This is a genomic window from Clostridium tertium (assembly GCF_017873245.1).
GTDB lineage: Bacteria > Bacillota > Clostridia > Clostridiales > Clostridiaceae > Clostridium > Clostridium tertium.
Genome location: NZ_JAGGJY010000002.1, coordinates 362,716 through 376,650, shown reverse-complemented (window position 1 = coordinate 376,650; position 13,935 = coordinate 362,716). Strand labels below are relative to the sequence as shown.

General features: G+C 27.3%; 15 protein-coding genes. 12 read left to right on the top strand and 3 right to left on the bottom strand.

The annotated features are described in order from the left end of the window. The first annotated feature begins 186 nt into the window (after positions 1-186). The 4 genes from J2Z25_RS04680 (at position 187) to J2Z25_RS04665 (ending at position 3,378) form a co-directional block, all read left to right on the top strand. Positions 187-816 carry a DUF488 domain-containing protein gene (locus J2Z25_RS04680; protein WP_008680290.1) on the top strand — a complete coding sequence of 210 codons (630 nt, stop codon included), beginning with the start codon at positions 187-189 and terminating at the stop codon, positions 814-816. Between the two features lie 178 nt (positions 817-994). Next, positions 995-1,525 carry a 2'-5' RNA ligase family protein gene (locus J2Z25_RS04675; protein WP_209738745.1) on the top strand — a complete coding sequence of 177 codons (531 nt, stop codon included), beginning with the start codon at positions 995-997 and terminating at the stop codon, positions 1,523-1,525. A 233-nt stretch (positions 1,526-1,758) separates the two neighbouring features. After that, positions 1,759-3,246, top strand: coding sequence for a sodium-dependent transporter (locus J2Z25_RS04670; RefSeq protein ID WP_209738743.1), 1,488 nt, complete (start codon positions 1,759-1,761; stop codon positions 3,244-3,246). 21 nt (positions 3,247-3,267) lie between these two features. Next, entirely contained in the window at positions 3,268-3,378 is a 111-nt protein-coding gene (locus tag J2Z25_RS04665) for a MetS family NSS transporter small subunit (protein WP_141396853.1), read from the top strand. Between the two features lie 131 nt (positions 3,379-3,509). On the opposite strand, the gene J2Z25_RS04660 is transcribed toward J2Z25_RS04665, so the two are convergent. Further along, a complete protein-coding gene (locus J2Z25_RS04660; protein WP_209738741.1) occupies positions 3,510-4,517 on the bottom strand; it encodes a hypothetical protein in 1,008 nt (335 codons plus the stop codon). Between the two features lie 141 nt (positions 4,518-4,658). Here J2Z25_RS04660 and J2Z25_RS04655 point away from each other — a divergent pair, with 141 nt between their 5' ends. The 5 genes from J2Z25_RS04655 to J2Z25_RS04635 all read left to right on the top strand — a co-directional run bounded on the left by J2Z25_RS04655 (position 4,659) and on the right by J2Z25_RS04635 (position 8,019). Continuing rightward, the gene (locus J2Z25_RS04655) at positions 4,659-5,117 is read left to right on the top strand and encodes a GNAT family N-acetyltransferase (protein WP_195624204.1); all 459 of its coding nucleotides are present in this window, start codon (positions 4,659-4,661) and stop codon (positions 5,115-5,117) included. A 376-nt stretch (positions 5,118-5,493) separates the two neighbouring features. After that, positions 5,494-5,868 (top strand): GntR family transcriptional regulator, encoded by a 375-nt coding sequence (locus J2Z25_RS04650; protein ID WP_097033131.1) that lies wholly within the window; start codon positions 5,494-5,496, stop codon positions 5,866-5,868. Position 5,869: 1 nt separating this feature from the next. Further along, positions 5,870-6,703, top strand: a complete 834-nt coding sequence (locus tag J2Z25_RS04645) for an ABC transporter ATP-binding protein (RefSeq protein WP_209738739.1) — start codon at positions 5,870-5,872, stop codon at positions 6,701-6,703. After that, positions 6,703-7,410, top strand: coding sequence for an ABC-2 transporter permease (locus J2Z25_RS04640; RefSeq protein WP_209738737.1), 708 nt, complete (start codon positions 6,703-6,705; stop codon positions 7,408-7,410). Before J2Z25_RS04645 ends, J2Z25_RS04640 begins: the two co-directional genes overlap by 1 nt. A gap of 12 nt (positions 7,411-7,422) precedes the next feature. After that, entirely contained in the window at positions 7,423-8,019 is a 597-nt protein-coding gene (locus tag J2Z25_RS04635; protein ID WP_209738735.1) for a hypothetical protein, read from the top strand. A gap of 168 nt (positions 8,020-8,187) precedes the next feature. Here J2Z25_RS04635 and J2Z25_RS18760 read toward each other — a convergent pair whose 3' ends face one another. Then, complete coding sequence (locus J2Z25_RS18760; RefSeq protein ID WP_008680269.1) at positions 8,188-8,313, bottom strand: hypothetical protein; 126 nt, start codon at positions 8,311-8,313, stop codon at positions 8,188-8,190. Positions 8,314-8,682: 369 nt separating this feature from the next. Here J2Z25_RS18760 and J2Z25_RS04630 point away from each other — a divergent pair, with 369 nt between their 5' ends. Genes J2Z25_RS04630 through J2Z25_RS04620 form a run of 3 tightly spaced genes read left to right on the top strand, consistent with a single transcriptional unit; the run spans position 8,683 to position 13,159 of the window. After that, positions 8,683-10,605, top strand: a complete 1,923-nt coding sequence (locus J2Z25_RS04630) for a PrkA family serine protein kinase (RefSeq protein ID WP_209738733.1) — start codon at positions 8,683-8,685, stop codon at positions 10,603-10,605. 5 nt (positions 10,606-10,610) lie between these two features. Beyond that, complete coding sequence (yhbH, locus tag J2Z25_RS04625; protein WP_209738731.1) at positions 10,611-11,786, top strand: sporulation protein YhbH; 1,176 nt, start codon at positions 10,611-10,613, stop codon at positions 11,784-11,786. 2 nt (positions 11,787-11,788) lie between these two features. Continuing rightward, positions 11,789-13,159 carry a SpoVR family protein gene (locus tag J2Z25_RS04620; protein ID WP_209738729.1) on the top strand — a complete coding sequence of 457 codons (1,371 nt, stop codon included), beginning with the start codon at positions 11,789-11,791 and terminating at the stop codon, positions 13,157-13,159. Between the two features lie 259 nt (positions 13,160-13,418). Here the strand turns inward: J2Z25_RS04620 and J2Z25_RS04615 are convergent, their stop codons facing one another. Next, positions 13,419-13,760 carry a hypothetical protein gene (locus J2Z25_RS04615; protein WP_209738726.1) on the bottom strand — a complete coding sequence of 114 codons (342 nt, stop codon included), beginning with the start codon at positions 13,758-13,760 and terminating at the stop codon, positions 13,419-13,421. Positions 13,761-13,935 lie beyond the last annotated feature (175 nt).

The window sequence follows — 13,935 nt, the reverse complement described above, 5'->3', positions numbered from 1 at the left end:
TAATTATAATCAAAAAAGTTTTAAGGGATAAAGAGTGAAAAAGTTGAATTTAAGTTTTGTATAGTAGGCATTGAATACTTAGTTAAGTTATATGAATTTAGTATAAAATATGATCTACTGAAGCTTGCCTGAAATAGATTTACATTAACTTTTCACTCTTCACTAGATCCAGGAGGTGCAGTTTTAATGGATATATATACAATAGGACATTCAAATTATACAGTTGAAAAATTAATAGAAATGTTAAGATATTATGATATTAATTGTGTTGTTGATATTAGAGGAACACCTTATTCAAAATATAATGTGCAATTTGATAAAGAAACTATAAAATATACTTTAACTAAAGCTGGATTTATATATATTTATATGGCTAAGGAGCTTGCAGCAAAAAGAATAAATAAGGTTTCTTATAATGAAGAAGGATATTCTGATTTTGAAAAAGTTATTCATGAGGAAGACTTTATTAAGGGGATTGAAAGATTAAAGGACGGATGTAATAAAGGGTATAGAATTGCTTTACTTGGAGCAATGCAAGATCCAATAAGATGTCATAGAAGTATATTAGTTGGGAGAGCTTTAAAGGAATCTGGATTTAATGTAATGCATATTTTAGATGATTATTCTACAAAAGATCAAGATTATATTAATGAAAGAGTACTTGATAAATATTTTCCTGATAGATCTCAAATAACTATAGATGCCTTATTAGGAAATGAAATGAGCATAGAAGAAATGATAAATGAAGGCTATAGAATGGCTAATAAAGAAATTGGTTATAGAATTGAATGTTTGCCTGTAGAGAAAAAGCGTTAGTCAGGTGTTATTTATATTAGTAGAATTATTTTAAAAAATCTATTAAAATTTTTAATTTAGCTATTTATGTAAACTAGTATCTTTATTATTTAATATACAAAAAAATAAATTATAAAGATTATTAATTTAAATAGGAATTTATTAAAGCAAAGAAACTAATGAGAGGAGAGAAGTTTTTATGAGATATGTTATAGTTTGTGTAGTAAAGGGAGAAGCTGGAGCCTTTAATAATGAAATGAGAAAAGATATATTTCAAAAATTTAAAGCTAAGTCATCAAAGCTACCCGCACATTTTACTATTAAAGCACCCTTTGAATATGATAAAAGTATAAAAGATTTAGAAGATGCTTTATATAAATTTAGTAAAAATGAAAAGAAGGCAGAATTTATAATGGATAAATATAATCATTTTGATAATAGAGTTATTTATATGGATGTAAATATGTCTAATGAAGGTAAAGTTATTCATGATAAATTAATAAATATTCTTGATAATTTTGATTATATTGAATTTAATAAAAAGGATGGAAAAGATAAAAATTTTCATGTTACATTAACTTCTAAAAAGGTTCCATCGATATATATAGAAGTATGGGAATATGTAAATAAATATCCATTTGAATTTAATTGTTACTTCGATAATATAAGCATATTTAAATGGGTAGATAATACATGGAAACTACATAAAGAGTTTATTATAGAGAATTAAATATAGAAAAATAAGCGTTTCAAATTATGAGATGCTTATTTTTTATATGTTTTTATAAGGGTATTTTAACAAAATGATAATATTTATTTGTATAAATTCATTATTTATTATAATTAGTTAAAATAGTATAATATTTTGTTAAAAATATATTGATTTTATTAATATTTTAATATATTATATATTTAAATATTAATAAGTTATGTAAGTAATGACTTTTTTTAGGGGGCGATTTTATGGAAGAAAATAGAGAACAGTGGGGATCAAAATTAGGATTTATTATTGCAGCAGTAGGTTCAGCAGTAGGACTAGGTAATATTTGGCGTTTTCCATATATAGCATATACAAACGGTGGTGGGGCATTTTTAATACCGTATTTTTTTGCTATATTTACAGCAGGTATTCCATTATTAATATTGGAATATGGACTAGGGCATAAATATAAAGGGTCAACACCACTTGCAATTGCAAAGGTAAAGAAAAAGTGGGAATGGCTTGGATGGTGGCCAACAATAAATGCATTTATAATTTTAACATACTACTCTATGATTTTAAGTTGGGCAGTAAATTATTTAAGATTTAGCATAAATAAAGGATGGGGAATTGATACGGATGCATTTTTCCATACAGACTTTATTAAATTATCTAGTTCACCATTTGATTTTGGTGGTATGATTTTACCTATATTAATAGGAATAGCAATTATTTGGTTTATAAGTTGGTTTATATGCTATAAAGGTATAAAGGCTGGAATAGAAAAAGCTAATAAAATTCTTCTTCCGGCACTTGTAATTATAATGATTATAATAGCGATTAGAGCTGTTAATTTAGAAGGAGCAGCAGAAGGACTAAATACACTGTTTACACCAGATTGGTCAAAGGTTATGGATCCAAAGGTATGGGTAGCTGCTTATGGACAAGTATTCTTTTCCCTTAGCTTAGCCATGGGAATAATGATGACTTATTCCAGTTATCTACCTAAGAAAACTGATATAAATAATAGTGCATTTATGACTGCATTTGCAAATTGTGGTTTTGAATTTTTATCAGCTATAGCTGTATTTTCTATATTAGGATTTATGGCAAGTGCAAAAGGGATACCGATGAGTGAAGTTGTATCAAGTGGAGTTGGACTTGCTTTTGTAGTATTCCCAGCGGTATTTACAGAAATGGGATCAGTAGGAACACTTTTAGGTGTATTATTCTTTTTATGTTTGTTATTTGCAGGTTTAACATCATCTGTATCATTAATAGAAGCTGTTTCAGCACCATTTATAGATAAGTTTGGTTGGGCAAGAAATAAAGTTGTTGCAATAATTTGCTTAATAGGATTTTCAATTGGAATATTATATTCTACAGGAGCTGGCCTTTACCTTTTAGATATAATAGATAACTTTATAAATAATTATGGAATTGTAGTAGTTGGATTATTGGAAGTTGTATTAATTGGATGGATAGTTAATCCTGATATAGTTAGAGAGCATACAAATGAAATATCATATTTTAAAATAGGTAAGTGGTGGAATATTTGCGTTAAGTTTGTAACACCAACTATATTAATTTTTATGTTAGCACAAAGTATAATTACAGAAATCAAAACGCCTTATGGAGGATATGATCTTTCAGCATTATTTGCATATGGATGGAGTATTATTGGCTTTGGAATAATTCTTGCACTTATAATAAGCAAAAAACAATGGAAAAATAGAAATATATCAGAGTAATTAAAAAGGGGGCATTACATAATGACAGGAGTAGCATTAACCTTCTTTTCATTAGGAGCTGTTGTTTTATGGGGAGGATTAGCATTAACCCTTGGAATAACTATATATAATGAAAGAAAAGAAACAATTTAACAAATTTAGGTTTAACTAAAAACAAGGACTGGAGTATTACAAATATTGCTATACTCCAGTCCTTTTAGCTATTCTTCAATTTAAATTGTCAATTGGTCACTCTTAGTTATCCATTATTAATTATCAATTATCTATAGTATTCTCCATGGTTCTTCTATTTTTTCTTGAAGAATTGTATACTCTACTTCCTTTGTTATTTCTCTAGGTAATTTAAGCTTCTTTAATTTATTAGTAAATTCTGAAGAGAAGACTTTTATTGATTTACCTATTTGTTTAGCAGATGAGTTAAATACTTCTAAAGGAGTTAAAAAGTTTTTACTATCTCTAAATTCATCTAAATATCTTGAAGCAACAGTAGATGCATCAATAGCACATGAATTAATTTTATCTATTAATTGTTTATTAAATTCATCTGGGTATGTTAATTCAAGAACTATTCTATAATTAGTTACTCTTGTTTGTTTGCAAGGAATTCTTGTAGTTAATTCATTACCATCAACTTCACCTAGATAATTAATTATATAATCATTTTTTATTTCAGGAATTTCAACAGAAGTTAATACTCTGGTATAAATATTTTTTATACCATCAACTGAGTATTTTTTTCTATTGTTTATCAAAGTTTCTTGGACTGAATCATTTGCTGAAGTTAAATCATTTTCTGAGTCAGAGTCACATTTAGAGTCACTTCTGTAGCATATAAATGAATCTATTCTTCTTAAATCTACACCAAAGAATACCCAAGTATTTCTAAACCATCTTAAACCAGAAACTGATCTACGATCTACATTTAATAAAAATGCCCAATAGTTTCTACCACTAGTTTCCCATATATAAGTAAATTTGAACAAACAAAAACTAATAGAGCCTGGACTTACTGCTTTAGTTTGAGGGCCACCAGTAGAGCTTAATTTTTGCACACCTGAACTGTTCTTAGATGGAGTAAAATTTGGTGGTGGGCCTATATTTAAATTGCTTCCCATAGGTGGAGCACCTTGAGATCCAGGAAAAGAAAAATTTCCACCAGGACTAGGGGTAGGGCCAGGTGTTGGGAACCCAGGGACTAGATTTCCAAGTGGAGGTGGTCTTAATCTAGAATCATCTGAGTAAAGAATTGAATCATCATCATTAAAATTCATTGATAAACTCCTAATATATTATTTTATAATCATTATAAGTAAAATACTTCAAAATGTTACTTTAAATTATAGAGTTAATAAGGTAACAATACTTCAATATTTTTAATACAAATATTATGAGGTGATGGACTTGGGGTAGAAATAAGACATGCTAAATTAGATGATTATAAATATATAAGTAATATTTCAAAAGAATTACACATATTTCATGTCAAAAATAGACCAGATATATATAAAGAAGTAAATAAGACTATATATAAATCATATTTTAAAGAGTTATTAAATGATGAAAATATTGAAATCATAGTAATAGCTAAAGATAAAAAGATAGTTGGTTATGCAATGATAAGATATATAGAAATTAAAAGCATGGATTTATTAAATGACAAGTTCTTCGCGTATATAGATGAAATTTGCATAAAGGAAAGTAATAGAGGGCAAGGCTTAGGAAGAATGTTATTTGATTATTCATATGATTTAGTAAAGAGCAATGGAGCAGAAAGTCTAGAACTTGGAGTTTGGAGCTTTAATGAAGGTGCTATAGGATTTTATAGAGCTATGGGGATGGTGGAGAAGAACATAAGAATGGAGAAAAAGTAAAGTCAATGGAAATTTGAGAATGGATAATTGATAATGCATAATTAAGGAAATAATTCAGACAAGCTGAATTATGGAATGAAGAAATTAAAGAGTGAAAGAATTAAGGAAATAATTCAACTACGTTGGATTATGAAATGGAGATTTTCTATAAGACTTTTGAAGGGCGTCGCGTTTCGCGACTCCCTTTATTTTTTATTATAGAAAGTATGCTTATTTATAATATATAAGTGCAAATTAGTAATTTAAAATTATTTATAGTATTTATATATGCATTATATAAATACATTTGGTAAAAGATGAAAAATTAGTTTGACTTTTGATGTGTATACTGTATATAGTATACATATACAGACTATACAGTTGTGTGAGGTGAAAAATGAAAATATTAATTAGTAATTCATCTAAGCTTCCAATATATGAGCAGATAGTTAATTCTATTAAAGAAGAAATTATTAATGGAACATTGGAGCCTAATGAAAAATTGCCATCCATAAGGTCTTTAGCTAAGGATTTAAATATAAGTGTTATTACAACGAAAAGAGCTTATGAAGAACTAGAAAATCAAGGCTTTATTGAAACTGTTGGGGGAAAGGGTTGCTATGTATCTTATTTTAACAAGGAGCTTGTTTATGAAGAAAAGCTTAAGGAAATAGAGGAAAAGTTAGAGGATATTATGCAAATAGCAAGAGCTATAAAGCTAGATAAGAAAGATATTTATAAGATGATAGATTTGTTATATGAAGGAGAATAGTATGATTAGGGTAGATAATATAAGTAAAGAGAGAGGTAAGTTTAATCTTGATAATATTTCTTTTGAGTTAAAAGAAGGATTTATAATGGGATTGGTTGGACCTAATGGTTCAGGAAAAACAACTTTAATAAAGATGCTTCTTGGACTAATTAAAGCTGATAAAGGAGAAATAAAAATATTTGATAAAGATATTTTTAAAGAAGAAATTTATGTTAAAGATAATATTGGCTTTGTATTTGATAATTTAAATTTTTATGGGCATCTAAATGTTAAAGATTTTAAGAAAATAGTTAGTAAGTCATACTCAAAGTTTGATTCAAATCTTTTTGATTCTTACTTAAGACGATTTGGAATTCATAAAAAACTATATATCGGAGAACTTTCAAAAGGTGAAGCTATTAAGCTTATGATAGCTAATGCTATATCTCATGATGCAAAGCTTTTAATACTAGACGAGCCTACAGCTGGGTTAGATCCTATAATCAGAAAAGATATATTAAAGCTACTACAAGAAGCAATAGAAGATGGAAATAGAAGTGTTATTATTTCTACTCATATAACCTCTGATTTAGATGGAATAGCAGATTATATAACTTTTATTAATAAGGGAAAGTTAATTTTCTCACAAGACATGGAGTCTATAAAGGAAAAATGCAGAATCTTTAGAGGGTCAAAGGAAGAACTTGAAGAAAGTAAATTAAATTTTATTTCTACAAAGGAAACAAAGTATTATATGGAAGGTTTATTTATAAATGAAAAAGGATTAAATAATGAAAATATAAGTATTCCAACTTTAGAAGATATAATGTTTCACTATGTAAAGGAGGAAAAATAATGTTTAATTTAATTAAGAAAGATTTAATAGTAGGGTTAAAAGTTAGATCATTAAAAGCTGCAATACTTACATTTATAGTAGGATTATTTTTATTAACAGCTTTTTCATATGTATTTCCAACCTTACTTCCAATAATGTTTACTTTTATTGTTATGATGAATAGCTTTTATTATGACTATACGAATAAAAGTGAAAGTTTTATGCTAAGCCTTCCAAATAAAAGAGAAGATGTAGTTTATTCAAAATATATATTAACATTAATAATAATCTTTGCTTCATTAATATTAATGTATGTCCTATATGGGATAAACATATTAAATTCTGCAAGAGTTATGGTTCTTCAAGATATAGTTGTTTCTATTGTAACTATATTACTTAGCTTTGGAATAATAATACCTATTATATATAAATATGGTTATAGAATTGGAAGAATTATTGCTCCTATAATAACTATATTTATAGGTTACATGACTTTTAAAAATAGTAGTGCTTATGAATTTATAAATACAGGAAAAGAAACATTACTTATAAGTTTTTCAAGAAAAATAGGAAGATTAATTTATAATATTTTTAATTTGAAAACTTATGATTATAAGGTTATGTCAATGAATGTTTATCTTATTCTTATATTTGTTATAGCATTAGTTTTATTTATAATTTCAATGTATATTTCTTTAAAAATCTATAAAAATAAGGATTTAGCTTAGGAGGAGATTAAAATGAATAAAAAATTTATAAAAGTAAGCATTAGTATTTTTCTTTTTAGCTTTATCTTTATTTTAGGCTTTAAATTCATTTTGGGAGACAAGCTATTATATGTTGATTCTACTGAAGAAGCTTTTAATAGCGAAGAACTAATAATAAAATATTCAGGATTTGAAGAAGATGAATATACTTATAAGATTAAAGTTAATATAAAAAATAATAGTAAGTATTATGCTAGTTTAAATAATGTGAATTTAGAGTTTTCACATAATACAAAGGATAAGAGTGGATTTAGTTCAAATAATGCTACTCCTGTATTTAAAGGTTATGATAATACTGAGAGAGAATATTTATTGAATTATAAACCTGGAGATGGAGAGTATAATTTTAGCTCTTTTTTAAATCCTAATGAAGAAAGAGAATATGTATTTGCAGTATCTAAAGGGCTAAAATTTGATAAGGAGTTTTTTGATACAAATAGAATGTCTATATCTTATGGAGTAAACTATTTTAAATACAGAATCGGAAATGATACAGTTATTGGGAATACATTTTCTAGAGGGGCTTCAGAATATATAGATAATTCAACGATGCCATTTACAATGGAATAAAGTGTTTAAAAAAGGTAGTTAAGGACTATAATTTCTGAAACTTATAAAATAAAAAGTAGAGAAAATAATTTCTCTACTTTTTATGCTATATAGAACTACTAATATACAAAACTTTCTTTTTAAATTCTTAATTATGTGTTCATTTATGAGCTATATAATAAAATTTATTTAATTATTATTTTCTTTTTCATAAATTTCTTCATAAGTTTTTTGTTCGTTATTCATATTTTTAACTATTTCTTCTGATTTTTCTCTTCTACACTTTTTGCTTAGCATGCATGCTATTCCTTCCATGTACAACACCCCTTTAAATATTCTTTTATTTGTTACTATTATACTATATTATAATCAATTTATCAATAAAAGTTACTAATTAATAATTGTTATTAATTTATCAAGTGTGATAAATATTAAATTAACAAATTTTACATTATAGAGAAAATATTCGCACAAAGTAGTCACTTTTATCAATGAGATTCATATTAGTTTTATTATTATCATTTTTTTATTAATTATTCATTATATGAAAAAAATATATGTTTTTCAAAATTAATATGTGCAAAATTAAATAATTAATAAAATTAAATAAAAGTGTCATATAAAAGATTTTGTCATATATAAAGCATATTAATGAATATATTTTAGTAAAAAGGGGGGGAGTAAATGAACTTCGAAGAATTTATAAAAAGTGATAGGGAAAGCAGAAATAAAGAAAGATTTGAAGGAACATTCCTTGAGTATTTAGAATTAGTAAAAGAGAACCCAGATATAGCTAAGCTTTCACACAAACGAATTTATGATATGGTAGTTAGTAAGGGTGTAGAAGTACTAAAGGGTGAAGAAAACCCTAAAGTGAAAAAGATATATGGAAATGACTCTATAAGAAAGTATGGATTTTTTAAAGATGATTTTTTTGGAATTGACAAGGTAATTATGAAGCTAGTAAATTATTTGCATTCTGCATCAATGAATGGAGAAGAAGCTAGACAAGTACTATATTTAGTTGGTCCAGTTGGGGCAGGTAAATCATCATTAGTTGAAGCTTTGAAAAAGGCACTTGTTGAATGTGCTCCTATATATTCCTTAAAAGGTTGCCCGATGCATGAAGAACCGCTACATTTAATACCCAAGCATTTAAGACCAAAATTTGAAGAGTTATTAGGGGGAAAGATAGAAGGAGATTTATGTCCAGTTTGTAAGTATAGACTTATGAATGAATTAAATGGAGAATATGAAAAGTTCCCAGTTGAAACAAAAGGATTCTCTATTAGATCAAGAAAAGGAATTGGTGTTGTTCCACCAGTAGACCCAAATAACCAAGATACTTCTATTTTAACTGGATCAATTGATATTTCAAAAATGGATATGTATCCAGAAGATGACCCTAGAATTTTCTCATTAAATGGCGCATTTAATGTTGGTAATAGAGGATTAGTTGAATTTATAGAAGTATTCAAAAATGATGTTGAATATCTTCATACAATAATTACTGCAACTCAAGAAAAGTCTATCCCATCACCAGGTAAGGGATCTATGATTTACTTTGATGGACTTATAATAGCTCACTCAAATGAAGCTGAATGGAACAAGTTTAAATCAGATCATACAAACGAAGCTATCTTAGATAGAATTGTAAAAATAGAAGTTCCATATTGCTTAGAACTTGATGAAGAAGTAAAAATATATGAAAAGATTTTAAGAAAGAGTAACTTTAATGCACATATAGCTCCTCATACAATAGAAGTTGCAGCTATGTTTGCTATCCTTTCAAGACTAGCTCCATCTGCAAAGGTAGATCCTATAACAAAGCTTAAGATCTATAATGGAGAAGAAATAGTTGAAAAGGGAAGTACTAAGAGAATTGATATAAATGAATTAAGAGAAGAAGCAGGCTCATATGAAGGAATGAAGGGTATAAGTACTAGATTTATAATTAAGGCAATTGATAATGCCCTTTCAAGTTCAGAATATAATTGTATAAACCCATTAAGTATAATGGAAAGTATTATAAAATCAGTTAAGGAAATGGATATTGCAGCCGAAGATAAGAAGAAATATCTTGGCTTTATACAAGATACAATTAGAAAAGAATATAATAAGATTCTTGAAAAAGAAATTACAAAGGCATTCATCCACTCATTTAGAGAACAAGCAGAAAGCTTATTTGATAATTATATAGATAATGCTGAAGCATTTGTTAATAAGACTAAAATAAAAGATATATCAACTAGAGAAGAGTTAAATCCAGATGAAGAATTTATGAGAAGTATAGAAGAACAAATTGGAGTTTCAGAAAATTCATGCAAAGGCTTTAGAGCCGATGTTACTTCATACATGTTCTACTTGGTTAGAAATGGAAGTAAGATAGACTATACATCATATGAACCTTTAAAAGAAGCTATTGAAAAGAAACTTATGGCATCTGTTAAAGATCTTTCAAGAATAATAACTAAATCTAGAGTTAGAGATACAGAGCAAGCCGAAAAATATAACTCCATGGTTGAAGAAATGCAAAATAATGGATATTGCTTACATTGCTGTGATGTAATATTAAAATATGCTGCAAACAACTTGTGGAAGGATTGATAAAAATGGCAATCTTTAGAGACAATGCAGATAATCCATTAGAGCATGATAGATCAATCGAGGATAGAAGAAGACATAGACAATTAGTTGAAAAGTCTATAAAAGAAAATTTGGGGGATATTCTTTCAGAAGAAAGTATAATTGGAGAAAGTAAAAATAAAAAATTTAAGATTCCAATTAGAGGAATAAAAGAATATCAATTTGTATTTGGAAGAAATAATAAAGGGGTTGCCACTGGAGTTGGGGAAGAAAGAAGAGGAGATAAGATTTCAGATGGAAATCCGAACTCAGGAAAAAGTGGTAATCAAGGTGCAGGTAACTCTCCTGGAGATGATATTTATGAAACTGAAGTAACAATGGAAGAGCTTATGGATTATATAATTGAGGATTTAGAGTTACCTAACTTAGATAGAAAGAAATATTCTGAAATAGTAACAGAAAGTTCTGGTAGAAAGCGTGGTTATCAAAGATATGGAATAAATCCAAGACTAGCAAAGAAAAAGACTGTTGTAGCAAAGCTTGAAAGAAAGCAAGGTAAAAAGAGAGCCTTACGTGAGGCCGGTTTGGATAGTGATATAAATAGATTTCCATTTAGAGAAGAAGACCTTAGATATCATAAATTTAAGAAAAAACCTAAAAAAGAAAGCAATGCAGTAATGCTATTTATTATGGATGTATCAGGATCTATGGATAGTAGCAAAAAATATTTAGCAAGATCATTGTTCTTTGTTTTATCTAGATTCATAAAAAGGAAATATAATAATATAGCTTTTGAATTTATATCTCATACTACTGTTGCTAAAAGGGTAAATGAGTTTGAGTTTTTTCATAAAGCAGAATCAGGTGGAACTTATATTTCAAGTGGTCTTAATACAGCTTTAAATTTAATTAAAGAAAAGTATCCTCCAGAAATGTGGAATATCTACCCTATATATGCTAGTGATGGAGATAACTGGAGTGAAGATAATGAAAGAGCAATGAAATCTGTAAAAGAATTATGCGAAATAAGTAATATGTTTGGCTATGCAGAATTATTACCATCCACTTATTCAACGACAATGTATTATAGATTTAATAAAGAGATAAGCTGTAAAAACTTCGTTTCAGTAATTGTTAAGGAAAAAAAGGATTTATGGGATGCATTGAAGATAATGTTATCTAAAGAGCTGAAGGAGGAATAGTTATGGAGTACAATGTTAGCACTTTAGAAAAGTGGAATGAAGTTATAGAAGAAAAGGCAAGAGAGCTAGGACTTAAGTTTTATCCACAAGAGTTTGAGATAATAGGCTTTAATGAAATGTTAGGCTATGAGGCATATGTTGGTATGCCTTCTAAATATCCTCACTGGAGTTATGGTAAAGCATATGATAAAAATAAAACATTGTATTCATTAAATATGACTGGATTACCTTATGAAATGGTAATAAATTCAGATCCTTGCCTTGCATATTTGATGAGAGAAAATACATTGCTTTTACAAATACTAACTATGGCTCATGTATATGGTCATAATGATTTTTTTGCAAATAATAGAATGTTTGTAGAAGGAACTAATGCTAAGGGAGCATTGGAAATGTTTAAGCTAGATGCAGAGATAATTAGGGGATATATAAATGATCCAAGTATAGGTTATGAAAGGGTAGAAAAAATCCTAGATGCAGCACATGCAATTAGATATCAAATACCTAGAGTAGTTGGAGTAAAGGAATTAAGCAGTGAGGAAATTAAAGAAAGTTTAATGGCTGATTACTATTCTAAAAAAGAAAATAGAGGGATTTTAGATGAAAATGATGAAATACCATTTCCTGATATATCTAAAATACCAGTTGAGCCATGTGATGATGTTTTAGGATTTATAATAAAATATAGTTCTTTAGAAGAATGGGAAAAAAATATATTAAGAATAGTAAAAAGAGAAACTCAATATTTTATGCCTCAAATTGAAACTAAAATAATGAATGAAGGTTGGGCAAGTTTTTGGCATTATAATATATTAAAAGAGTTAGATTTAGATGATGGACTACATTTTGAGTTCTTAAAAAGACATAATGATGTAGTAGCACCTATAGTGGGTGGATTAAATCCGTATTATATAGGCTTCAAAGTCTTTCAAGATATTGAAAAAAGATTTGGTAGAGAAAAAATATTTGAAGTTAGAAAAACAGAAAGAGATAGCTCTTTTTTAAGAAGATATCTAACAATGGAGTTATGTGAAGAGCTAAACTTATTTCAATATGCTAAAAAGAGTTTTGAATATGTAGTTGAAGAAGTCCCAGATGAAATTGGTTGGAGGAAAATTAGAGATTACCTTGCAGATACTTGTGGAGTTGCATCAATTCCATATATAAGAGTAACTAATTTAAATAGAAGAGACTTAACTTTAACATTAGAGCACTTCTTTGATGGAAGAGAGCTTGAAATGTCATATGCTAAAGAAACTCTTAAATACGTTCAAGATTTATGGGGACGCAAAGTTACTCTTGTAACTAAAACGAAAGAAGGCAAACAAATAGAAATAGTTTGCAATGAAGATAGAAAGATTTTTATCAATTAGCTAATAGTTATATTTAAAATAAGAAAGGCGAAGATATAAGATATGAATTTACCACATATTTTATTTATCTTCGCCAATTTATAATTCTTATTTTTAATAACTAAAGGTTTTAAAAGTGAAAAAGTGAAGGAATTGAGAAAAAATTTATAAAGGATTTTGAAGAATAGTGCTTAGTCAAATTTCTGGATTGCGCACTAAAAAATACCGCATATTTTTTGAATAGTACGGTATTTTTATTAATTTGAAATAAATTTTATATTTAATTTATTTTAGTAAAGCTTAATTCTACTTCTCCATCGGTTATTATTATTATAGTATCTTTATTAGTTATTGTACCAGCATTACATTTTCTGTTACAGTTTATATTTTTATAAAGTATGTCAGCATTTTTATCTAGTACAATAATTGCTGAATCAATATCTTTATTAAGAAATTTAAATTGTAATTGATATTTTCCCGTATCATTTTTATTAAGCTTATAAATACCTTCTTTATAAACATTATTAATTGGATTAATAGGTGTTTTTGCATATACATTATTTGTTGTAGCAATTAAAACTATTATAACTAATAGTGCTATACTGATTACTTTTTTTTTCATAATTTTCACCTCATAAATAGTGTTTCCTATCTATAAGATTTAATACCGTACTATTCAATTTTCAAAGAGTAAATTAATTTATTTAGTTCGCAATAATATCAATTAGTTCAGTGTAGGAAAAGAATGCAATATAAATAGCAAAAACTTATTGGACATTTTAGATGATGAATTAGTT